The 21,772-nt window shown below is 71.3% G+C and carries 20 protein-coding genes and 1 pseudogene; 10 read left to right on the forward strand and 11 right to left on the reverse strand.

Annotated elements, in window-relative coordinates; translation table 11 throughout:
* Window positions 1-27 precede the first annotated feature (27 nt).
* Window positions 28-3,498, forward strand: a complete 3,471-nt coding sequence (locus QQM39_RS42405) for an amino acid adenylation domain-containing protein (RefSeq protein WP_302002895.1) — start codon at window positions 28-30, stop codon at window positions 3,496-3,498.
* A 110-nt stretch (window positions 3,499-3,608) separates the two neighbouring features.
* Here the strand turns inward: QQM39_RS42405 and QQM39_RS42410 are convergent, their stop codons facing one another.
* The gene (locus QQM39_RS42410) at window positions 3,609-4,625 is read right to left on the reverse strand and encodes an iron-siderophore ABC transporter substrate-binding protein (protein WP_302002896.1); all 1,017 of its coding nucleotides are present in this window, start codon (window positions 4,623-4,625) and stop codon (window positions 3,609-3,611) included.
* A gap of 121 nt (window positions 4,626-4,746) precedes the next feature.
* A complete protein-coding gene (locus QQM39_RS42415; protein ID WP_302002897.1) occupies window positions 4,747-5,703 on the reverse strand; it encodes a methionyl-tRNA formyltransferase in 957 nt (318 codons plus the stop codon).
* Between the two features lie 84 nt (window positions 5,704-5,787).
* On the opposite strand from QQM39_RS42415, the gene QQM39_RS42420 reads away from it, so the two are divergent.
* Window positions 5,788-7,122, forward strand: a complete 1,335-nt coding sequence (locus QQM39_RS42420; RefSeq protein ID WP_302002898.1) for a lysine N(6)-hydroxylase/L-ornithine N(5)-oxygenase family protein — start codon at window positions 5,788-5,790, stop codon at window positions 7,120-7,122.
* A gap of 5 nt (window positions 7,123-7,127) precedes the next feature.
* On the opposite strand, the gene QQM39_RS42425 is transcribed toward QQM39_RS42420, so the two are convergent.
* The 3 genes from QQM39_RS42425 to QQM39_RS42435 form a co-directional block, all read right to left on the reverse strand.
* Window positions 7,128-7,775, reverse strand: a complete 648-nt coding sequence (locus tag QQM39_RS42425; protein WP_302002899.1) for an isochorismatase family protein — start codon at window positions 7,773-7,775, stop codon at window positions 7,128-7,130.
* A gap of 97 nt (window positions 7,776-7,872) precedes the next feature.
* On the reverse strand, window positions 7,873-9,708 hold the full coding sequence (locus tag QQM39_RS42430) for a glycoside hydrolase family 15 protein (RefSeq protein ID WP_302002900.1): 1,836 nt from the start codon (window positions 9,706-9,708) through the stop codon (window positions 7,873-7,875).
* Window positions 9,709-9,792: 84 nt separating this feature from the next.
* Window positions 9,793-10,572 (reverse strand): DeoR/GlpR family DNA-binding transcription regulator, encoded by a 780-nt coding sequence (locus QQM39_RS42435; protein WP_302002901.1) that lies wholly within the window; start codon window positions 10,570-10,572, stop codon window positions 9,793-9,795.
* A gap of 132 nt (window positions 10,573-10,704) precedes the next feature.
* On the opposite strand from QQM39_RS42435, the gene QQM39_RS42440 reads away from it, so the two are divergent.
* Complete coding sequence (locus QQM39_RS42440) at window positions 10,705-11,586, forward strand: SIS domain-containing protein (RefSeq protein ID WP_302002902.1); 882 nt, start codon at window positions 10,705-10,707, stop codon at window positions 11,584-11,586.
* A gap of 20 nt (window positions 11,587-11,606) precedes the next feature.
* Window positions 11,607-12,461, forward strand: a complete 855-nt coding sequence (locus QQM39_RS42445) for a class II fructose-bisphosphate aldolase (RefSeq protein WP_302002903.1) — start codon at window positions 11,607-11,609, stop codon at window positions 12,459-12,461.
* Window positions 12,462-12,471: 10 nt separating this feature from the next.
* Here the strand turns inward: QQM39_RS42445 and QQM39_RS42450 are convergent, their stop codons facing one another.
* Window positions 12,472-13,605 (reverse strand): methyltransferase, encoded by a 1,134-nt coding sequence (locus tag QQM39_RS42450; RefSeq protein WP_302003913.1) that lies wholly within the window; start codon window positions 13,603-13,605, stop codon window positions 12,472-12,474.
* A 77-nt stretch (window positions 13,606-13,682) separates the two neighbouring features.
* Between QQM39_RS42450 and QQM39_RS42455 the strand changes: the two genes are divergently transcribed.
* Window positions 13,683-14,339, forward strand: coding sequence for an alpha-ketoglutarate-dependent dioxygenase AlkB (locus QQM39_RS42455; RefSeq protein WP_302002904.1), 657 nt, complete (start codon window positions 13,683-13,685; stop codon window positions 14,337-14,339).
* A 36-nt stretch (window positions 14,340-14,375) separates the two neighbouring features.
* Window positions 14,376-15,614 (forward strand): ROK family protein, encoded by a 1,239-nt coding sequence (locus QQM39_RS42460; RefSeq protein WP_302002905.1) that lies wholly within the window; start codon window positions 14,376-14,378, stop codon window positions 15,612-15,614.
* Window positions 15,615-15,626: 12 nt separating this feature from the next.
* Here QQM39_RS42460 and QQM39_RS42465 read toward each other — a convergent pair whose 3' ends face one another.
* Window positions 15,627-15,914: a hypothetical protein gene (locus QQM39_RS42465; RefSeq protein WP_302002906.1), complete on the reverse strand. Its 288-nt coding sequence runs from the start codon at window positions 15,912-15,914 to the stop codon at window positions 15,627-15,629.
* 84 nt (window positions 15,915-15,998) lie between these two features.
* Here QQM39_RS42465 and QQM39_RS42470 point away from each other — a divergent pair, with 84 nt between their 5' ends.
* Window positions 15,999-16,448, forward strand: coding sequence for an RpiB/LacA/LacB family sugar-phosphate isomerase (locus tag QQM39_RS42470; protein WP_302002907.1), 450 nt, complete (start codon window positions 15,999-16,001; stop codon window positions 16,446-16,448).
* On the opposite strand, the gene ilvY is transcribed toward QQM39_RS42470, so the two are convergent.
* Window positions 16,435-17,286, reverse strand: a complete 852-nt coding sequence (gene ilvY, locus QQM39_RS42475; protein WP_302002908.1) for an HTH-type transcriptional activator IlvY — start codon at window positions 17,284-17,286, stop codon at window positions 16,435-16,437. The genes QQM39_RS42470 and ilvY overlap by 14 nt on opposite strands.
* A 90-nt stretch (window positions 17,287-17,376) precedes the next feature.
* Between ilvY and QQM39_RS42485 the strand changes: the two are divergent.
* A pseudogene (locus tag QQM39_RS42485) lies at window positions 17,377-18,851 on the forward strand (ketol-acid reductoisomerase).
* On the opposite strand, the gene QQM39_RS42490 reads toward QQM39_RS42485, so the two are convergent.
* Genes QQM39_RS42490 through QQM39_RS42500 form a run of 3 tightly spaced genes read right to left on the reverse strand, consistent with a single transcriptional unit; the run spans window position 18,848 to window position 20,527 of the window.
* Entirely contained in the window at window positions 18,848-19,315 is a 468-nt protein-coding gene (locus tag QQM39_RS42490; protein WP_302002911.1) for a tautomerase family protein, read from the reverse strand. The pseudogene QQM39_RS42485 and the gene QQM39_RS42490 sit on opposite strands and share 4 nt — an antisense overlap.
* A gap of 30 nt (window positions 19,316-19,345) precedes the next feature.
* Window positions 19,346-19,924, reverse strand: coding sequence for a DUF4865 family protein (locus tag QQM39_RS42495; RefSeq protein WP_302002912.1), 579 nt, complete (start codon window positions 19,922-19,924; stop codon window positions 19,346-19,348).
* 12 nt (window positions 19,925-19,936) lie between these two features.
* The gene (locus tag QQM39_RS42500) at window positions 19,937-20,527 is read right to left on the reverse strand and encodes a TetR/AcrR family transcriptional regulator (RefSeq protein ID WP_302002913.1); all 591 of its coding nucleotides are present in this window, start codon (window positions 20,525-20,527) and stop codon (window positions 19,937-19,939) included.
* Window positions 20,528-20,721: 194 nt separating this feature from the next.
* Here QQM39_RS42500 and QQM39_RS42505 point away from each other — a divergent pair, with 194 nt between their 5' ends.
* Both QQM39_RS42505 and QQM39_RS42510 read left to right on the forward strand, forming a co-directional pair.
* Window positions 20,722-21,003, forward strand: coding sequence for an SHOCT domain-containing protein (locus QQM39_RS42505; protein WP_302002914.1), 282 nt, complete (start codon window positions 20,722-20,724; stop codon window positions 21,001-21,003).
* Window positions 21,000-21,770, forward strand: coding sequence for an ABC transporter ATP-binding protein (locus QQM39_RS42510; RefSeq protein WP_302002915.1), 771 nt, complete (start codon window positions 21,000-21,002; stop codon window positions 21,768-21,770). Before QQM39_RS42505 ends, QQM39_RS42510 begins: the two co-directional genes overlap by 4 nt.
* Window positions 21,771-21,772: the final 2 nt, after the last annotated feature.

Below are 21,772 nucleotides of genomic sequence, written 5' to 3' on the forward strand. Positions count from 1 at the left end.
GCCCCACGGACGACTTCGGAGGAACCGGTGACGCAGCACCACCCGACCGCGGACGAGCTGCTCCGTTCGGTCACCGACACATTCGGCTCGGAGGCAGCGCCGAGCGAGGACGACAGCCTCATCGCCTGGGGCCTGGACTCCATCACCCTGATGAAGATCGCGGGCGGCTGGCGCAAACAGGGCGTCCGGGTCAGCTTCGCCGAACTGGCCAAGGAACCGACCCTGCGCGCCTGGCGGACACTGCTGGAAGCCCACGTCCCGGCAGCCCGGCCGACTGCCGACACCCCGAGCTTGCCGCCTGCCCACCCCGAACCCCGCGAGCCCTTCCCGCTCGCCGTGATGCAGCACGCCTACTGGATCGGCCGGGGCGACGAGACCACGCTCGGTTCCGTCGCCGCCCACCTCTACGTCGAGTTCGACGGCTCCGGCGTCGACCCCGACCGCCTCGACGAGGCCGTACGCGCCCTCGCGGCCCGCCATGGCATGCTGCGCGCCCGCTTCACCGACGACGGCCGGCAGGAGATCCTGCCCGACCTCACCGGCCCCGCCACGGTCGTCAACGACCTGCGGACGCTGGACGCCCGGACCGCGGCGGCCAAGCTGGAGGACATCCGGCACGCCTCCTCGCACGCGCGCCTGGACATCGCGACCGGTGAGGTCTTCTCGGTGCAGCTCTCGCTGCTGCCGGACGGCGGCAGCCGGCTGCACGTCGACGTCGACATGCTCGCCGCCGACGCCCTCAGCTACCGGGTGCTGCTCTGCGATCTCGCCAAGCTCTACGAGAACCCCGGCACCCCGCTCCCCGCGATCCGCACCAGCTACCCGGAGTACCTCGCCGAGCGCGCGGACGTACGGCGGCTGAGCCGGGAACAGGCGCAGGCGTGGTGGCAGCGGCGGATCCCCGAGCTGCCCAGCGCCCCCGAACTCCCCCTCGTGCCCGAGGCGGAGCGCGCGGACCCGACCCGGGTGACCCGCCGCCACCACTGGCTGCCGCCCGAGGAGAAGCGCCGGCTGACCACCCGCGCCCACCAGCACGGGCTGACCCCGGCCATGGCGGTGGCGACCGCCTTCTCGGAGGTTCTGGCCGCCTGGAGCGGACAGCCGCGCTTCCTGCTGAACGTGCCGATGTTCGACCGCAGGGGCTCCCACCCCGACGTCGACCTGCTCGTCGGCGACTTCACCAGCTCGGTCCTGCTCGACGTCGACCTGGCCGAACCGGGCACCTTCACCGAGCACGCGCGGCGCCTGCAGGACCGTATGCACACCGACGCGGCGCATTCCGACTACTCCGGCGTGGAAGTCCTGCGGGACCTGTCCCGGCACAACGGCGAACAGGTCCTGGCACCCGTGGTGTTCACCAGCGCCCTCAACCTCGGTGAGCTCTTCGACGCAGGCGTACGCACGTCCTTCGGCAGGCCCGTCTGGATCATCTCCCAGGGACCGCAGGTGCTTCTCGACGCCCAGGTGACCGAGGTCGACGGCGGTCTGCTGGTCAACTGGGACGTCCGCGAGGACGCCTTCCCGCCCGGCATGGTCGACGCGATGTTCGCCGCCTTCCACGGCCTCGTCACCCGGCTCGGCACCGACGACACGGTCTGGGAGCGGCCGCTGCCGGCTCTGCTGCCGCCCGCGCAGTCGGCGGTCCGCGCCAAGGCCAACGCCACCGACGGCCCGCGCAGCCACCTGCTGCTGCACCAGGGCTTCTTCGAACGCGCCGCCGAGCAGCCGGACGCCCCCGCGCTGCTGTGGGGCGCCGAAGGCGTCCTGTCCTACGGCGAGTTGGCCGAACGCGCGCTGCGCACCGCCGCCGCTTTGGTGGAGTGCGGCGTCCAGCCCGGCGACACGGTCGCGGTCAGCCTCCCGAAGGGGCCCGACCAGATCACCGCCGTCCTGGGCGTGCTGGCCGCGGGCGCCGCCTACGTGCCGATCGGCGTCGAACAGCCGCCCGCCCGCCGTGACCGCATCCGCGCCACGGCGGGATTCCGTGTCGCGCTGACCGACGGACGCCCGGCCGAGGGTCTCGACGCCCTGCCGGTCGCCGAGGCGGTGCGCACCAAGCCCCTGCCGGAGCCGGTGGCGGTGGACGAGGAACAGCCCGCCTATGTGCTGTTCACCTCCGGGTCCACCGGCGAGCCCAAGGGTGTCGAGGTGCCGCACAGGGCCGCCGTGAACACCATCGACGACCTCAACGACCGGTTCGCCGTGGGCACTTCGGACCGCTGTCTCGCCCTGTCCGCCCTGGACTTCGACCTCTCCGTCTACGACACCTTCGGGCTGCTCGGCGCGGGCGGCGCGGTCGTGCTCGTGGACGAGGACGACCGGCGCGAGGCGAGCCAGTGGGCCGACCTCGTGCGCACGCATCGGGTGACGCTCATCAACTGCGTACCGCCCCTGCTCGACATGCTCCTCCTGGCCACCGCACCGGGCCAACTCACCGGCCTGCGCGCCGTGTTGATCGGCGGTGACTGGGTCGGAACCGACCTTGCGGGGCGCCTGGCCGCGAGGGCGCCCGGCTGTCGGTTCACCGGTCTGGGCGGCACGACGGAGACCGCCATCCACTCCACCGTCTGTGAGGTGACGGGCCCTCAAGTGCCCGCGCGGTGGCGGGCAGTGCCGTACGGAACCCCGTTGCGCAACGTCCGCTGCCGGGTCGTCGACGCCCACGGCCGGGACTGCCCGGACTGGGTGCCGGGGGAGCTGTGGATCGGCGGGGACGGGGTGGCGCTCGGCTACCGGGCCGATCCTTCGCGTACGGCCGAGAGGTTCACGGAGGCGGACGGGCTGCGCTGGTACCGCACCGGTGACCTCGCGCGGTACTGGCCCGACGGCATCCTGGAGTTCCTCGGCCGCCGGGACCACCAGGTCAAGCTGCGCGGCTTCCGGATCGAACTCGGCGAGGTGGAGGCCGCGCTCGCCGGACACGCTGCCGTACGGCGTGCCGTTGCCGGGCTGACCCGGGGCCAGGGCGTCCAGCTTGCGGCCGCGGTGGCCGCCGACGCGGGGACGGCCGAGGACGAGCTGCGGGAGTGGGCGCGCTCCGTACTGCCGCCGCACATGGTCCCGGCCCGGATCGCCGTGGCGGAGGAGCTGCCGCTCACCGCCAACGGCAAACTCGACCGCCGTGCCGTACAGGCGCTGTGGCAGGCGGCGGAGGCGGAACAACAGCACCGGGACCCCGGCAGCGCCCTGGAGACGGTCGTGGCCCGCGTCTGGCAGGACGTCCTCGGCGTCGACCGCGTCGGCCTCGGCGACGGCTTCTTCGCCCTCGGCGGCGACTCGGTCCTCGCCACCGTGATCGTCGGCCGGCTGCGTGAGGCGCTGGACACCTCGGAGGTCACCGTGCGCTCCCTCTTCGCGACCCTGACGGCCGGCGGCATGGCCAAGCGACTGTCCGCCGAGGAGCAGACGCCCGGGCGTCTCGAACAGGTCGCCGCGATCCACCTGGAGATCGAGGCCATGTCGGCGGAAGAGGTCGACTCCGCGCTGAAGGACACATGAGTCCGCACTGATGAAAGACACATGAGTCCGCACTGACGAAGGACACATGAGAAGGAGGGGCGGGGCGCCCGCAGGCACCCCGCCCCTCCTCCGTTTCCCCCTCGGGCCGGTCAGTCGAGCTTCTTGAAGCCGGGCTCCAGGTTGTTCAGCGCCCACGGGATGCCCAGCGCGGACGGGCTGCGGAGCTGGCTGATGGTCGCGACGTCGGTCACGACATACCGGCCGTCCTTCACCGCGGACATGTTCTTCACCAGGTCACTGGCCTCGAACGCCTTCTTCAGGTCCGGCGTGGTGAACGCGATGACGACCAGATCGGCGTCCAGCTTGTCGAGCTGCTCGAAGGACAGCTCACCGGTCGGGCTGCCGTTGACCGTCTTGATGTTCTTCACCGACGGGGTCAGGCCCATCCCGACCTGGCTCATCAGCTTGGCCGCGAAGTCGTCCTCGGACGCGATCGTGAAGATCTTGGCCGGGGTGTTGCCGATGGACAGGCTGTAGGTCTTGCCCTCGAGCTTGGGATGCTTCTCCTTCACCGCGGCGATGCTGTCCTCGGTGTCCTTGACGACCTGCTCGCCCTGCTCCTCCTTGCCGACGGCCTTGGCGACCACCTGCACGTGCTCCTGCCAGGTCTGCTGCCCCCAGGCCGTCTCGTAGCCGATGGTCGGCGCGACCGCGGCGAGCTTCTTGTAGTCCTTGTCCAGGGTGAAGTCGGAGGTGGCGAGGATCAGATCGGGCTGGAGGGAGGCGACCTTCTCGTAGTCGACGGCGGTCAGTGTGTCGAGGAGCTCCGTCTTCTTGGTGTCGATCTTGTCCTTGAGCCACGGGTAGACGCCGTCCTTGCTGAGGGCGTCCTTGGAGATGGCGACCGGCGTGACACCCAGGGCGTACAGCGCGTCGATGTCGTCGGTTCCGCCGTTGCCGATCACCACGATCCGCTCGGGCGCCTTGGTGACCTTCGTGGTGCCGAACTTGTGCTTGATGGACACCGGGAAGGCGGACGAGGCGCCCGCCTTCGCGTCGCCCGAGGCGTCGGAGGAGGTGTTCGAGTCGTCCTTGACGGAGCCGCAGGCTGCCAAGCCGGCGGCCAGGGTGACGGTGAGAAGGGTGGTGCGGAGCTTTCTCGACATGTGCGTCCCTTGTCGCCGGTGACAGGCAGGAGTTGTACGGCCGTCAGTAAAGCAAGGTAAGGCTTGCCTCAGCAACGATTTTCGGTCAAGTGCGCTGGCCGTACAGGTGATTGACGGAGCATCAGTTCGGACGCGCCGTCAGGTAGCCCCCCATCGTGCGGAAGTAGTCGGCCGCCGCGTACTCCGTCCCGTCGTCGGTGCGCACCCGCCGGACGGCCAGCCCCGGGTGACGGCCGGTGTGGGCCTCGGGGCCCGCCACGATGACCACGCCGTCGTCCTCGCGGATGAAGATCCGGCCCGGGGTGCCGCCGTATCGGCCCTCGGAGACGGCGGCCGAGACGATCCTGATCCGCTGCCCGCGATGGAACGTGTACGCGTTGGGATACGGGTCCGACTGGGCCCGTACGAGGCGCTCCAGCCGCTCCGCCGGCCAGGTCCAGTCGATGCGGCTGTCCTCGAGCGAGCGCTTGTGGAAGAAGCTCGCCCGGCTGCGGTCCTGCGGCTGCCAGTGGGCGGCGGCCCGGCCGGACGCGATGAGGTCGAGCGACTCGCGCACGATGGGTGCGATCAGGTCAACCGTCCGGTGGAACAGGTCCGTTGCCGTGTCGGTCGGCCCGACCGCCACCGAGCGCTGCACCAGGATGTCCCCGGCGTCCAGCTCGCCGTTCATGCGGTGCGCGGTGACGCCGACCCGCTCCTCGCCGTTGATGAGCGCCCAGATGATGGGGGAGAAGCCGGCGTAGGAGGGCAGCAGCGAGTCGTGGACGTTGAGCGTGCCGTGCGGGGGCAGGTCGAAGAGCTCGGGCGGCAGCCAGGTGCGCCAGTTGTTGGCGACGAGGATGTCCGGCTCGGCGTCGCGCACCGCGGCGAGGAGTTCGGGGTCGTCGGGGCGGTTGCGCAGGAGTACGGGGACGTCGTTCTTCTCGGCCAGTTCGGCGACGGAATCGTCCCAGATCTTCTCGTAGGCGTGGTCGCTCTTGGGGTGGGTGACCACGAGGACGACCTCGTGATCGGAGTCCAGCAGGGCCTGGAGTGTGCGGTGGCCCCAGGTCTGGTAGCCGAACATGGCGACGCGCATGCGGTTCTCCCCTTCGGCAGGCTCCATTGCAAGGTAAGGCTAACCTTATCTAACATGTGGCTGCCTGAGGGAGGCGATGCCACGGTGAAGTCACCGCTCATGGGATCGGACACCACGGACACCACCTACGACGTCCTCGGAATCGGCTTCGGGCCGTCAAATCTCGCCCTGGCCATAGCGATTGACGAACACAACGCGGACCTTCCGGCCGACCGTCGGATCAACGCCCTTTTCCTGGAGCGCCAGCCACGTTTCGGCTGGCACCGGGGCATGCTCATCGACGACGCCACCATGCAGGTGTCGTTTCTCAAGGACCTGGTGACGCTGCGCAATCCGGCCAGCGACTTCAGCTTCCTGTGCTTCCTGCGCGAGCGCGGCCGACTGATCGACTTCCTGAACCAGAAGACACTCTTCCCGCTGCGCGTCGAGTTCCACGAGTACTTCGAGTGGGCCGCCGAGCGGGTGCGGCACCTCGTGGCGTACGACCACGTGGTGACCGCCATCGACCCCGTGCGCGACGACACGGGCACGGTGACGCACTTCGACGTGGTCTGCCGGGACCCGGAGCGCCCCGGCCGGACGGTCACCCGCCGGGCCCCCGACATCAGCGTGGCGGTCGGCCTGGAGCCGCATGTGCCGCCCGGCGTCGAACTGTCCGAACGCATCTGGCACAACAGCCAGTTACTGCCTCGCGTGACCGAACTCGCCGCCGCCGGTGAGCCGGTGCGCCGCGCGGTCGTCCTCGGTGCGGGGCAGAGCGCCGCCGAGACCGTGGACTTCCTGCACCGCTCGTTCCCCGAGGCCGAGGTCTGCGCGGTGTTCGCCAAGTACGGCTACACCCCGGCCGACGACAGCCCGTTCGCCAACCGCATCTTCGACCCGGAGGCGGTGGACGTGTATTTCGGCGCACCGTCCGAGGTCAAACAGTCCCTCTTCGACTACCACCGCTCCACCAACTACTCCGTCGTCGACATGGAGTTGATCGAGTCCCTGTACGCCACCGCCTACCAGGAGAAGGTCGCCGGCCGGGAGCGACTGCGCTTCCTCAATGTCTCCCGCATCCGCGACGTCCGGCAGCGCGGCGGCGGGCCGCTCGATGTCTCGGTGGAGTTCCTGCCCACCGGGGAACAGCAGGTGCTGGAGACCGACGTACTGGTCCACGCCACCGGCTACCGTCCCCGCGACCTCACCGCCCTGCTCGGCGAGGCGGCGAAGGTCTGCCTGCGGGACGACGGGGACGCCATCCGTGTCTCCCGCGACCACCGCGTGGAGACCGCGCCCGACGTCACCGCGGGGATCTATCTGCAGGGCGGCACCGAGCACACGCACGGGCTCACCTCGACCCTGCTGTCGACCACCGCGATCCGCGCGGGGGAGATCCACCGCTCCCTGCGGGACCGGCACACGGCGTCCGTCTGAGCCGGTCAGACCGCTTCCGCCGTCGGCACGGCGGGGTCGAACGCGGCCACCACCTGATCCGTGGACGTCACCGCCCCGCACGTGTCCGCCACCCATTCCAGCGCGAACTCGTGGCCACCGGCCCGCACATCGGCGATGGCATCCGCGACGACGAAGGGCTCCAGGTCCTGTACCCAGGCGTCGGCGGCCGTCATCAGCACGCCGACCCGGGCGAACAGCCCGACGATCACGACCTGGTCGCGCTTCAGGTCCCGTAACCGGCTTTCCAGTCGGGTCCGCGCGAACGCGCTGTACTTCCGGGCGGTGAGCACGGCGTCCCCGGTCCGCGGCACGACCTGCTCGGCGAACGCCTCGCCGCCCTTGTCGGCCGGCGGCCCGGACGGTCGTACGGCGAGCGCGGGACCTCGTTCACCGGCCGGCACCGAGTGGATGACGGGAACGCCCGCCGCACGGGCGGCGCCCACCAACCGGCCCGCGCCGGCGAGGAGCGCGGTGACGGGAGCGCCCTCCTGCTCCACCACCCGGAGGAAACGCCGTTGCAGATTCAGCACCACGAGCGCCGCCCGGCCCGGGTCGAGGGTCCACCCGGTCCGGTCGTCGGGCAGCATCGCGGGGGTCGGCATGACGTACGGGAAGATCGAGCCAGGCGTCATCTCGGGTTGCCCTTCGGTGAGTCGGGGAACCCTGTTTAGGTTAGCCTCACCTAAGTTCGATGTCTTGTCGATGAACCTGTGAACCGGTGAACTCCGGTCACCCCAGGACGCGATCCAGGTTGAAGGCCGCACTGATCAGGGCGAGATGGGTGAACGCCTGGGGGAAGTTGCCCTGTTGCTCGCCCGTGTGGCTGATCTCCTCGGCGTACAGGCCCAGATGGTTGGCGTAGGTCAGCATCTTCTCGAAGGCCAGCCGCGCCTCGTCGACACGGCCGGCGCGGACCATGGCCTCGACGTACCAGAACGAGCAGATCGAGAACGTGCCCTCGTCACCCTGCAGTCCGTCGGGGCTCGCCGCCGGGTCGTAGCGGTAGACCAGGGAGTCGGACACCAGGTCCTGGGTGAGGGCGTCCAGCGTGGACAGCCACTTGGGGTCGGTCGGCGAGATGAACTTCGTCAGCGGCATCATCAGTACGGCCGCGTCGAGCACGTCGTCGTCCTCGTGCTGGACGAAGGCCTGGCGCGTCTCGGACCAGCCCCGGCGCATGATCCGCCGGTAGATCGTGTCCCGGCACCGCTGCCAGTGCGGCAGATCGGCGGGCAGGCCGCGCCGGTTGGCCATGCGGATGGCCCGCTCGATCGCCACCCAGCACATCAGCCGCGAGTACAGGAAGTTCTTGCGGCCGCCGCGGGTCTCCCAGATGCCCTCGTCGGGCTGGTCCCAGTTCTCGCACACCCAGTCCACCAGCCCGCACACGTCGTCCCACTGGTCGCTGGAGATCGGCTCCGCCCACTTGTCGTAGAGGTAGATCGAGTCGATCAGCGCGCCGTAGATGTCGAGCTGGAGCTGGTCGGCGGCGGCGTTGCCGACGCGCACCGGGGCGGAACCGAGGTGCCCCTCCAAGTGGTCGAGTTCGCGCTCGGTCAGGTCGGTGCGGCCGTCGATGCCGTACATGACCTGCAACGGACCGACGTGACAGCCGTCGCCCCGACTCACGTACTGGGTCAGGAACTTCATGAACGCCTCGGCCTCACCCGTGAAGCCCAGCCGCAGCAGCGCGTACACACAGAAGGCGGCGTCGCGTATCCACACGTACCGATAGTCCCAGTTGCGTTCGCCGCCCGGCTGCTCGGGCAGGCTCGTCGTCGGCGCGGCCACGATCGCGCCGGTGGGCGCGTAGGTGAGCAGCTTCAGGGTGAGCGCGGAGCGGTGCACCATCTCCCGCCAGCGGCCCCGGTACTTGGACGCGGACAGCCAGTGCCGCCAGTACGCCACCGTGCTGTTGAACTGCTCCTCGGCCTCGGTCCGCGCGCACCGCCGCGGGTCGATCTCGCCGCCGACCTGGTCCAGCGCGAACACCGCCGACTCGCCCTCGGAGAGCTTGAATTCGGCGCACACGTCAAGCCCGTCGACCTCCAGCGGCATGGTCGCGGTCAGCCCGAGCGACAGCTTCTCGGACTCGAAGACCGTGACGTCGCCCACCCGGCGGACGGTGTGCGGCCGGGTGCCGTAGTCGAAGCGCGGCGCGACCCGCGTACGGAAGGGGATCGACCCGCGGACGCACACCACACGCCGGATCAGCCGGTGCCGTTCGGTCTCCACCAAGCCGCCGTCCACCGGCATGAAGTCCTGCACCTCACCGACGCCGTCCTGCGTGAAGAACCGGGTGATCAGGACGTTCGTGTCCGGGAAGTAGAACTGCTCGGTCCGGGCCGGCACCGCCGCCGCCAGCTCGAAGCAGCCGCCCCGCTCCGCATCCAGGATCGCCGCGAAGACACTCGGGGCGTCGAAGGCCGGACAGCAGTACCAGTCGATCGTGCCGTCCGTCCCCACCAGGGCCACACTGCGCAGATCGCCGATCAGTCCGTGCTCGGCGATCGGCAGATAGCGCGAAGCCCCCCGTACGTCCCCGTCGATCGGTGTCGTGCTCATCGCAGCCTCCCTGGCCCGCCATGCGCCTCGATCCCAGCGTAGGTGGAATCGGCCGGGCGAGGGCCGGGACCGGGGAGACGACTCTCAGACCGCGATGACCGTCAGCCCCGCCTCCTCGAAGAGCCGTACGGTGTCGGGTGCGGCCGCCGTGTCCGTGACCAGCGTGTCCACCGCGTCGACCGCGCAGATCCGGGCGAACGCCCGCCGGCCCAGCTTGCTGGAGTCCGCGGCCACGACCACCCGCGCGGCCCGCTCGCACAGCAGCCGGTTGATCGCCGCCTCCGCCTCGTCGTGCGCGGCGGCGCCGTGCGTCACGTCGAAGGCGACGACGCCGAGCACCGCCACGTCGATCGTGATCTGGGCCAGCACCGCGTCCGCGAGCGGACCGATGAGCTCGTACGACTGGGGGCGCGCCACCCCGCCGGTGAGCACGATCTTGAACTGGGGTCGCACGGCCAGCTCATTGGCGATGTTGAGCGCGTTGGTGACGACGGTGAGCGCGGGTGAGCCGGACGCCAGATCGCTGCGCACGGCCAGGGCCCGCGCCACCTCCGTGGTCGTCGTGCCCCCGGTCAGCCCCACCGCCTCGCCGGGCGCGACGAGGCCGGCCACCGCCTTGGCGATGCGCTGCTTCTCGGAGGCGTGCCGGGCCGTCTTGTAGCGCAGCGGCAGTTCGTACGACACCCCGTGCACGACCGCGCCGCCCCGCGTGCGCACGAGCATCTGCTGCTCGGCGAGCTGGTCGAAGTCGCGGCGGATCGTGGCGGACGACACCTCCAGCTCGGCGGCCGCCTCCTCGACGTCCAGCCGGCCCCGCTCGACGAGCAGCTCCAGCAGTGCCTTCCAGCGGGCGTCGCGCGACATGCGCCCTCCATTCCTCGATCTTCCGGCGACCCTAGCGCACGCCTCATGCCCCGTAATGCTTGATTCTGCTCGAAAGCTATGGATATCTTGCAAGAACAATCATCCATGGGGTGAAGTGCGAAGGGTGGCGGCATGACGCATGTCGAGGACGAGCTCAACAGCCAGCCCGAGTGCTGGACGCGCGCCGCGGCGGAGGCGGTCGGCCTCGGCGGGGTTCTTCCGGTGCCGGGGGAGCGGGTCGCGGTCGTTGGCTGCGGCACGTCGTACTTCATGGCGCAGGCCTTCGCCGTGCTGCGCGAGGGGTCGGGTCAGGGGGAGACGGACGCCTTCGCCGCCTCGGAGTTCCCGTCCGGGCGTGCTTACGCCCGCGTCGTCGCCCTCACCCGCTCCGGTACGACGACCGAAGTGCTGGACCTGCTGCGAGGGCTGAAAGGGCGAACGCGTACCACGGCGATCACCGCCGACCCGAACACGCCCGTCATGACGGCCGCCGACGAGGTCGTCGTCCTCGACTACGCGGACGAACGGTCCGTCGTACAGACCCGGTTTGCGACCACCGCCCTCACCCTGCTCCGCGCCCATCTCGGCCTGCGCACCGACGAGGCGGTGGCCGACGCGCGCACCGCACTCGCCCGCGAGCTGCCCGAAGGGCTCGTGGGGTGCGGGCAGTTCACCTTCCTCGGGCGTGGCTGGACCGTGGGGCTGGCCAACGAGGCCGGGCTGAAGATGCGCGAGGCGTCGCTGTCCTGGACCGAGGCCTACCCGGCCATGGAGTACCGGCACGGCCCCATCAGCGTCACCACGAGTGGCACCGCCACCTGGATGTTCGGCGAGGCGCCCGAGGGGCTGGCCGAACAGGTGCGCGCCACGGGCGGGTTGTGGATCGAGGGCCGTCTCGACCCGCTCGCCGAACTGGTCCGCGCCCAGCGGCTCGCGGTCGCCGTCGCCGCGGCCCGCGGTCTGGATCCGGACCAACCGCGCCATCTCACCCGCTCGGTGATCCTCGCCCCCTGACGCGCCGAGAAAGGAGAGCCGTGCCCCTCGTGACCACCGGTGAGCTCGTCACCCGCGCCGCCGCAGCCCGCTCCGCCGTCGCCGCGTTCAACATCATCACCCTGGAGCACGTCGAGGCCGTCATCGCCGGTGCGGAATCGGTGTGCTCGCCCGTCGTCCTCCAAGTCAGCGAGAACGCCGTCAAGTTCCGCTACGGACGCCTCCTCCCGCTCGCCCGCGCGGCCGTCGCCGCCGCCGAACGGGCCGCCGTCCCCGTCGCGTTGCACCTCGACCACGTCCAGAGCGACGACCTGCTGCGCCAGGCGCCGGGCGCCGGGTTCAGCTCCGTGATGTACGACGCGGCCAGGCTGCCGTACGCGGACAACCTCGCCGCCACGAAGGCCTCCGTCGACTGGGCGCACGCTCAAGGCCTCTGGATCGAGGCCGAGTTGGGCCGACTGGGCGGCAAGAACGGCGAGCCGCCCCTCGACGCCCACGCCCCCGGGGCCCGCACCGACCCCGCCGAGGCCCACGCCTTCGTCACCGACTCCGGCGTCGACGCGCTCGCGGTCGCCATCGGCAGCTCGCACGCCATGACCACCCGCACCGCCACCCTCGACCACGAGCTCCTCAAACGCCTGTCCGCCACCCTGGACGTCCCCCTCGTCCTGCACGGCTCCTCCGGCGTCCCCGACGGTGAACTGACCGCGGCGGTCGCGGGCGGCATCGCCAAGGTCAATGTGGGCACGGCGCTCAACATCGCCATGACAGAAGCGATCCGCGACTTCCTCGCCGCCCACCCCGAGGCGGTCGACTCACGCAAGTACCTGAGTGTGGGGCGGGAGGCGATGGTAGGGGCGGTGGCCGACATCATCGGGGTGTTGAGGGCGCCCTGAGACGTGACGCCTACTTCTTGACCGCCCTCAGCACCACGAACTTCGCGTCACTGGCGACGAGTTGACTGTTGCCGAACAGCCGCCGCAGCTTCAGGTGATAGCCGAGATGCCGGTTGCCGATCACCCACAGCTCACCGCCCGGCCCGAGCGCGCGCCGCGCCCCCGTGAACATCCGCCAAGCCGTCGCGTCGGTCGTCGCCTGGTGGGAGTGGAACGGCGGATTGTTGAGCACGAGGTCGACACTCCCGGCCGGCACGCCCGCCAGCCCGTCCCCGACCCGGAACTCGGCGTGCCCCTGCACCCCGTTCGCCCGGTACGTCGCCTCCGCCGAGGCCACGGCCTGGAACGACTCGTCCACGAACAGCACCTCGGCCTCCGGGTTCGCCAGCGCCACCGCGGTACCGACGACGCCGTTGCCGCACCCGAGATCCACCACCCGCTGGGCGCCCTTCCCGTCCGGAAGGTGCCCCAGGAAGAACCGCGTACCGATGTCGAGCCGGTCGGCGCAGAAGACACCCGCGTGATTGACGACCGTGCGCCCGGAGACCGCGCCGATGCCGTCGGGCAGCGTGTAGGTGTACGGCCACGGATTGGCGTGCCGCGCCCGCGACGGCTCGGGCGTGCAGAAGATCAACCGGGCCTTCTTCTCGGCGAGCGAGGTGCGGGTCGGGCCGAGGATCCGCTCGAACAACCGGAGCGTCGAGGTGTGGATCTCCTTCACCATCCCGGTGCCGGCCACCACCGTGCCCTCGTGCACCGAGGGCGCCAGCCGCAGCAGCTGGTCCTCCAGCAGCGCCAGACTCTTCGGCACCCGCACGAGCAGGACGTCGATGCGCTCCGGCGGCGGGTCCTGCGTGGTGAGCAGCCGGACGGAGCCGGGCCCGACGCCGGCGCGGGCGAGGTTGGCCCGGGTCGCCTCCTGGGTCAGGTAGGAGTCCGTGATCTGTACGGGCTGGTGCGCCGCGAGCGCCGTGACCAGGGCGCCCCAGCGGTCCCCGACCACCACGACCGTGCCGGACAGCGAGGTCTCCCGCTCCGCCAGATGCCTGAGGAGGTACTCGTCGGAGGCGTCCCAGGCGCGCAGCCTGTCACGCGGGTCCTCGGGGAAACGGGTCAGCGCGAGCTCGCCCCAGGGCGTCGTCATACGGTCGTTCATCGTGCGTCAAGGCTAGCCGAGGCGCAGCTCACGGCGGGTGGGGCCGGTGGGGGAGGATGGGAGGCATGGACGCCGAGCTGTTCCCCCGGGAACGTACGGAGGTCGCGCCGGGCGCGGTGCATGTGCCCGGCTGGCTGGATCCGGACCGCCGGCGCGAGCTGCTGGAGGCCTGCCGCGAGTGGGCACGCCCACCGGCCGGGCTGCGTACGGTCCACACGCCCGGCGGCGGCACCATGACCGCCCGCCAGGTCTGCCTGGGCTGGCACTGGTACCCGTACGGCTACGCCCGCACGGTCGTCGACGGCGACGGCGCCCCGGTCAAACCGTTCCCCGACTGGCTGGGCGAGCTGGGCCGTCGGGCGGTGCGGGACACGCTGGGCGAGTCGGAGGCGGCTTACTCGGAGACGTCGTACGACATCGCGCTGATCAACTTCTACGACGCCGACGCCCGCATGGGCATGCACCGCGACAGCGACGAGAAGTCGGACGCCCCGGTGGTGTCCCTGAGCCTCGGTGACACCTGCGTCTTCCGCTTCGGCAACGCCGAGACCCGGACCCGGCCCTATACGGACGTCGAGCTGCGCAGCGGTGATCTGTTCGTGTTCGGCGGCCCGTCGCGGCTCGCCTACCACGGAGTGCCGAGGGTGCAGCCGGGCACCGCACCGCCGGAGTTGGGGCTGACCGGGCGGTTGAACATCACGCTCAGGGTGAGCGGGCTGTAGGCCGCCACATCTGCGGATCATGGGAGACTCGCCCTCATGAGCGGCAAGGCGGACCCCCGGCCGGCGGGGGAAGGAACCACCTCGAGGACGCGGCTGGACCGGGGGCGCGGTGCGCTCGGACCCGCGTTGGAGCTCGTGCACACCGGACGCGCCCCCACGCGTGCCGTCCTCACCGCCGAACTCGGCGTGACCCGGGCCACGGCCGGCGCGGTCGCCGCCGAGCTGGAGGCGCTCGGGCTGATCCGGGTGGATGCCCGGCCCGGTGCGGCGGCCGGTTCGCAGGGGCGGCCCTCGCACCGGCTGGCGGTCGCCGAGGACGGGCCGGTCGTCCTCGCCGCACAGGTGCACGCCGACGGCTTCCGGGCGGCGCTGGTCGGCCTCGGCGGCCGTATCGTCGCCACCGCGCCCGGCTGCGAGACGGTGGACGCCGATCCGGCCAAGGTCCTCGGCTCGGTCGTGGATGCGGGCGCCGACCTGCTGCGCACGACCGGACGGCGCTGCGTGGGCGCCGGGCTCGCCGTACCGTCCGCCGTCGCGGAACCGGACGGCCTGGCGCTCAACCCGCTGCACCTGGCCTGGCCCGTGGGCGCGCCCGTCCGCCGTATCTTCGCGGAGCGCGTGCGCGAGGCCGGGATCACCGGACCGGCGTTCGCCGGCAACGACGTCAACCTCGCCGCCCTCGCCGAGCACCGGCACGGCGCGGGTCGCGGCGCCCGCCACCTGCTGTGCGTGGCCACCGGGCACCGGGGCGTCGGCGGCGCCCTCGTGCTGGACGGCCGTCTGCACACCGGCAGCTCAGGCCTCGCCCTGGAGGTCGGCCACCTCACCGTGAACCCCGAGGGCAGACCCTGCCACTGCGGCAGCCGCGGCTGCCTCGACGTCGAGGCCGACCCGCTGGCCCTCCTCACGGCGGCCGGCCGCGAGCCGGGCCCCGAGGTCAACCTGCTTCAGCAGGCCAAGGACCTGATCCGCACCCAGTACGAGAACCCCGCCGTCCGCACGGCCACCGAGGCCCTCATCGACCGCCTCGGCCTGGGCCTCGCCGGCCTTGTCAACATCCTCAATCCGGACCGCATCATCCTCGGTGGCCTCCACCGCACCCTCCTGGACGCCGACCCCGACCGCCTGCGCGCGGTCGTCGCCGACCGCAGCCTGTGGGGCCAGAGCGGCGGCGTCCCGATCCTCGCGTGCACCCTCGACCACAACAGCCTGGTCGGCGCCGCCGAGTTGGCCTGGCAGCCGGTGCTGGACGATCCGCTGGGGGCGCTGACGTAGGTCCGGGAGAACTCAGGCCTCGTCGGCGGTCTCCAGGATTCGCGTCCGGGGCGCACCGGCCAGCGCCGGCGCGTTCTCCGACGAGGACCACACCTTCGTCCTGAGGAACCCCAGGAACCGTTCGGCGTCGGCCACCTCGTCGAAATCCAGATCCACGACGACGTAGGCGGGGTCGTCGACCGGCCGCTGGACGCGGTGGTGCCGTACGCCCGCCTCGGCGCGCTGCGGGGCGAAGCGGTCGAAGGCCGACTTCCAGGTGGCGAAGTCCTTGATCGGGTGCTCGATGTGCAGGGTCGGCATGGCTCCTCCTCGGCCGTTCCCGCCGGTCACCTCCATGCTCGGCCGCGAGCCGAGCGGACGCATGCCCGGCGGTAGGCTCAAGACATGCGGATCTCCGTCTCCTCGGACATGGACGAACCTGTGGCCCGTGCCCTCGTCGACGAGCTGCGCGGTCGCGGCCACGACGTCGTCACCCACGGGGCGCTCAGCCCCGGTGACGACCCCCAGTGGGCCGCCTGCTCCGAGGCGGCCGCCCGCGAGGTCGCCGCCGGGACGGCCGACCAGGCGGTCGTGTGCTGCTGGACCGGCACGGGCGCGTCGATCGCCGCGAACAAGGTGCCGGGCGTACGGGCCGCCCTGTGCACGGACGCGTACACGGCGGACGGCGCCCGCCGCTGGAACGACGCCAACGTGCTCGCGCTCAGCCTGCGTCTGACGTCCGAGCCGTTGCTCAAGGAGATCCTCGACGCCTGGTTCGCGGCCGAGGCCAGCGCGGACGCCGAGGACCGGGAGAACGTGGCCCGCGTCGGCCGCCTGGACCTCAGGGAGCCGTGAGACTCCACAAGGCGGCCACCAGCGGCCGCCGCAGATCGGCCCGCCGGACGCACAACCCGATCGGGAACGGCTCCGGCGGCGGATCGGCGGGGACGACCGACAGCCGGTCCCGCACCGCACCGTGCTCCAGCACGAGACGCGGCACCACACCCGTGCCACACCCCAGGGCGACCAGCGTCAACAGCCCTTCGTGGCCGTCCGGTTCACAGGCGACCTCGGGTGTCGTGCCGAGGGTGCGGAACCAGCGGTCGGCGGCCTCGCGGACCAGCCCGCGGTGGGGCAGGACGAACGGTCCTTCGAGGCCGGGGTCGGGGCGGTTCCGCGCGGTGACCAGGACCAGCTCGGTCACGGCGACCGTCCGGCCGACCAGCGGCTCGGGCAGCCGCGCCGGGATCCCCGCGACGGCCACGTCCACCTCGCCCTCGTCCAGCCGGGCCAGCGCCGCCGCCGCGTCACCGGTGCGCAGATCGAGCCGGACCTGCGGGTGGGCGGTGCGGAACGGCGCCAACAGGTCGGGCAGCAGCGCCTGACAGGCGGTGACCGTGGCGAACACGGCCAGACGGCCGGTGAGTTCGACCGGGTCGGGATGCTCCTCGCGGTAGGCACGCCACAACTCCAGTGCCTTGCCGGCGTATTCACGGAAGCGGTGGCCCTCGGCCGTGAGGGACACCCCTCGCGGGCCACGGTCGAACAGCCGGTGCCCGAGATCGGCTTCCAGCCGCTGCACGGTCCGGGTCAGCGTCGCCGGGCTGACATGGCAGTCGAGGCTGGTCCGCCCGAAGTTCAGCGTCTGCGCCAGATGCAGGAACAGACGTAGGTCCCGGTGATCATCACGCATGCCTGCCGACCTCGCTGTTTCAGTTTCCGCAACACTGCGCTGCACAAGTTGCGCTTGCTGCAACACTCGCGTGGAGCCTACAACTCGACCATGACCTCCACCTTCACCACCTACGCCTCCCGCGTCTTCCCCCTCGAAACGATGGACGTCCCCGGCGGCACGGAGACGATCCTGCGCGGCGGCCGGCACCTCTTCCCCTCCTGCCGCAGGCCTTCGCCGGCGTCCGGCGCATCGGCGTGATCGGCTGGGGCCCGCAGGGCCGCGCCCAGGCCCGCAACCTGCGCGACTCCCTCGCCGGCACCGACATCCAGGTGGCCGTCGGACTACGCCCCGCCTCCAGCTCGGCCGCCGACGCCCGCGCCCACGGCTTCACCGAGGAAGACGGCACACTCGGCGACTGGCTCGCCGTCACCGCCGACAGCGACCTGGTGATCCTGCTGATCGCCGACGCCGCGCTCGCCGCCCACCACCGGGAGATCTTCGCGGCCCTGAAGCCCGGCGCCGTCATCGGCCTCTCGCACGGTTTCCTGCTCGGCCATCTGCGGGAGACGGGCGGGGAGTTCCCGCCGGGGCACGGGGTGATCGCCGTGTGTCCCAAGGGGATGGGCGACTCCGTGCGACGGCTCTACGAGCAGGGCGCCGAGATCAACGGCGCCGGAATCAACAGTAGTTTCGCCGTGCACGCCGACCCGGACGGCCGGGCCGTCGACCTCGCGCTCGGCTGGTCGGTCGCGCTGGGCTCGCCGTACACCTTCCGCACCACGCTCGACAGCGAGTACCTCTCCGACATCGTCGGCGAGCGCGCCATCCTGCTCGGCGCCGTCCACGGCATCGTCGAGAGCCTGTACGGCCACTACCGCCTCGCGGGGGACGGCGAGGTGACCGCGTACGAGCGTTCCTGCGAGAACGTCACCGGCCCGATCGCCCGCACCGTCTCCCGAGCCGGTCTGCGGGCGGTGCGCGAGCGCCTGGACTCCGAGGGCCGGGACGTCTTCGACCGCGCTTACACGGCCACCTACGGGCCCGCCCGCGAGATCGTCGCCGAGGTCTACGACGAGGTCGCCGACGGCACCGAACTGCGCAGTGTGATCCTGGCCGAACGGCGGCTCGGCGCACGCCCGATGAGCAGGATCGGCGGCTCACCGATGTGGGCCGTCGGCGACCGGGTGCATGCTCGGCGGGCCGAACACGAGCTGCCGGTCGATCCGTTCACCGCCGGGGTGTTCGTGGCCACGATGATGGCCCAGATCGACGAGTTCGCCGAGCGCGGCCACCCCTGGTCGGAGATTGTCAACGAGTCCGTCATCGAGGCCGTCGACTCACTGCTGCCCTACATGCACGCCCGGGACGTGGCCCACATGGTCGACAACTGCTCCCGCACGGCCCGCCTCGGCGCCCGCCGCTGGGGCCCGCGCTTCCAGGCCGCGTACGAGCAGATCGCCTACCCGGCCGCCGAACACCCCGCGGACGCGGCCCTGTTGGAGGCCTTCGACACCCACCCGGTGCACGACGCCCTGGCCGCGGCCGCGAAGCTCCGGCCGACCGTGGACATCGCCGTGGCCTAGGACGACGGTCCGGTGAGGGCGGGCGAGTCGACGGGGGCGGGGGAGCCGACGGAGGCGGGTGAATCGATGGGCGCGGGGGAGTCGGCGTACTGCGCCACTCCCTCGCCGAACGACCAGTTGATCGGCTCGTTCTCGATGAGGTTGACGAACACGTTTCGCGGCTCGGTCCCCGCGTAGGAGTGGGCGAGTTCGGCGATCCGCCGGTACAGCGCCTGCTTCTGCGCGGGGGTTCGCCCGGAGCGCAGGGTGATCGTGACGTACACGAGGCCGTCGTCCCGGTGGATGCCGAGATAGTCGCTGTCGTAGCGCAGGGTGCTCCGGGTGCCGTCGTGCCCGACCAGCACCTGGAACCGGTCGTCTGGTGGGATCCCGATCGCCTCCACCAGGGCGTCGTGCACCGCTCGGCCGAGGGCGTCCAGCCGCTCGGGGTCCGCTCCCAGGGCGTCGATACGGACGAAGGGCATGTCAGGGGACTCCTTTCAGGGGGGTGGGTCTTACACCGTTTGCGGCAGCCGGGCCCGCCCCGGTTCGGACATGTGCAGGACCTCGTACACATCACCGTCGGCCTTGGGCGCGTCGTGCTCCCAGAGCGAGAGGTGGACGACCTCCCAGCGGCCCGTGTCCACGGCAGCCGTCGAGAGCACCACTCCGCTCGCGCCGGCCAGCCGCCCGGTCTCCCGCGCGGCGTCCGCCATGACATCGGTCAACCGCACACCGTCCGGCACCGGTTGGCGCCGCAGCACCGCGACCCGAGCGGGGGAGTCGGCGGCGCCGCCCTCCTCGTACGAGAGCCCGGACCACTGGCGGACCGACGGCCGCCCGAAGTCGCTGACGATCCCTTGGAACGGGCCGCCCCAGAGGAAGGAGTTCATGCCGGCCACGGTGTTCCAGAGATAGAACGGCGCGTACTGGTTGACCGGCGACCCGTGGACGCCGCGCTCGCGCATCAGATACGTCTTGATGCCCAGGCCGTCCCACTCGTCGAGCAGGTTCCCCTTGCTCGCGACGCGGCGACGGATGATCTCCATGTCGTAGTCGGCGGGCAGCGTGAGCTCGTACTGCATCGCGTGCATCGGGACGCCCTCCTAGTGTTCCTGGTGCGGTGCGAGCAGGGAGAGCAGCCCCCGCACGCCCACGTCGAAGGAGGCGGGCGAGCCGGACGCGCGGGCGAGGACGTAGCCGCCCTGGACGGTCGCGACGATCGTCGCCGCGATCGACTCGCCGTCGAGCCCGGGCGCGAACTGGCCCTGCTCCTTGCCCTCCTCGACGATCCCGGCGAGCCGTTCACGCAGCCAGTCGAGCGTCTCGTCCACGGGCGCCCGCAGTTCGTCGCTGGCGATCACGTCCGGGTCCATGGTCAGCCGCCCGACCGGACAGCCCCGCAGCACGTCGCGCTCGCGCCGCAGATACGCCTCGATGCGCTCGTACGGCGTGCCCGGCCCGTCGAGTACTCCCGCGGCGGTAGCTCGCATCTCCTCGGCGGTACGCCGGATCGCGGCGAGCGCGAGATCCGGCTTCCCCTTGAAGTGGTGGTACATGCTGCCCTGCCCGGCGCCCGCGCGCTCCAGGATGGCTTTGGGGCTGGTGCCCACATAGCCGCGCTCCCACAGCAGCTCACGGGTGGACTCGATCAGTCGGTCCGAGGTGTCCGAGGTGCTCATGCCCTCACTGTACATACTAGTAGTTACACAAGTCGAGCCCTGATCAAGCCCGCGCCGGGCCCCTTCCGTAGCAGCGGAGCCGGCCCCGCGTACTCCCCGCGAGGTACGCACACTGCCGTTGGCCGTACGACGACCCGGACCCCCCTGCGGCGCGAGCCTCGAAGCATCACCGAACGAACCGTCCGAACCGACTCGGGAGATGACTCGAGATGCAGACCTTGGCTCACTTCGCAGACGGCGGCCCCGGCCCCTGGATCCTGCTCTTCCCGCTGATCTGGGCGGCCGTCGTGATCGGCGGCATCACGCTGCTGCGCCGCACGGTATGGCGTGGACGCCGCGCCCCCCGGCGGCCGGCCGTCGACGACAACTCGCCCCTCACCGTGCTCGGTCACCGCTTCGCCTCCGGCGAGATCGACGAGGACGAGTACTGGCGTCGGCTGTCCGTCCTGGACGAGCAGTTCGGCCGTACCGGCAAGGGCGGTGCGGCATGACGACCACCACCGTCACCCGGACCGCCGCCCGGGTCGTCGACGCCGTCAAGGTGTACGGCACCGGCGGCACCAGTGTGAGGGCCCTGGACGGGGTGAGCGTCGACTTCCCGGTCGGCCGCTTCACCGCGATCATGGGGCCCTCGGGCTCCGGCAAGTCCACCTTGATGCACTGTGCGGCCGGCCTCGACACGCTCACCTCGGGCACCGCCCACATCGGCGACACCGACCTGAGCAGCCTCGACGACCGCCGCCTGACCCTGCTGCGGCGCGACCGCGTCGGCTTCGTCTTCCAGGCGTTCAACCTGGTGCCGACGCTGACCGTCGCGGAGAACATCACGCTGCCGTTGGACCTGGCGGGCGGCAAGGGCGAACGCGGCGACAAGGGAGACGCGGAATGGCTCGACGCGCTGATCGATGTCGTAGGCCTGCGCGACCGGCTCCACCACCGGCCCTCCGAGCTCTCCGGCGGCCAGCAGCAACGCGTCGCCGTGGCAAGGGCGTTCGCGGGGCAGCCGGACGTCGTCTTCGCCGACGAGCCCACCGGCAACCTCGACTCCCGCTCCGGCGAGGAGGTTCTCGGCCTGCTCGGCCGCGCGGTCCGTCAGACGTCCCGCACGGTCGTCATGGTCACTCACGACCCGGTGGCCGCCGCCCACGCCGACGAGGTCGTCTTCCTCGCCGACGGGCGCCTGGTCGACCGTATGGAATCCCCGACCGCCGACAAGGTCCTGGACCGCATGAAAGCCTTCGAGGTGCCGTCGTCATGACC

This window comes from Streptomyces sp. DT2A-34, assembly GCF_030499515.1.
In the GTDB taxonomy this organism is placed as follows: domain Bacteria; phylum Actinomycetota; class Actinomycetes; order Streptomycetales; family Streptomycetaceae; genus Streptomyces.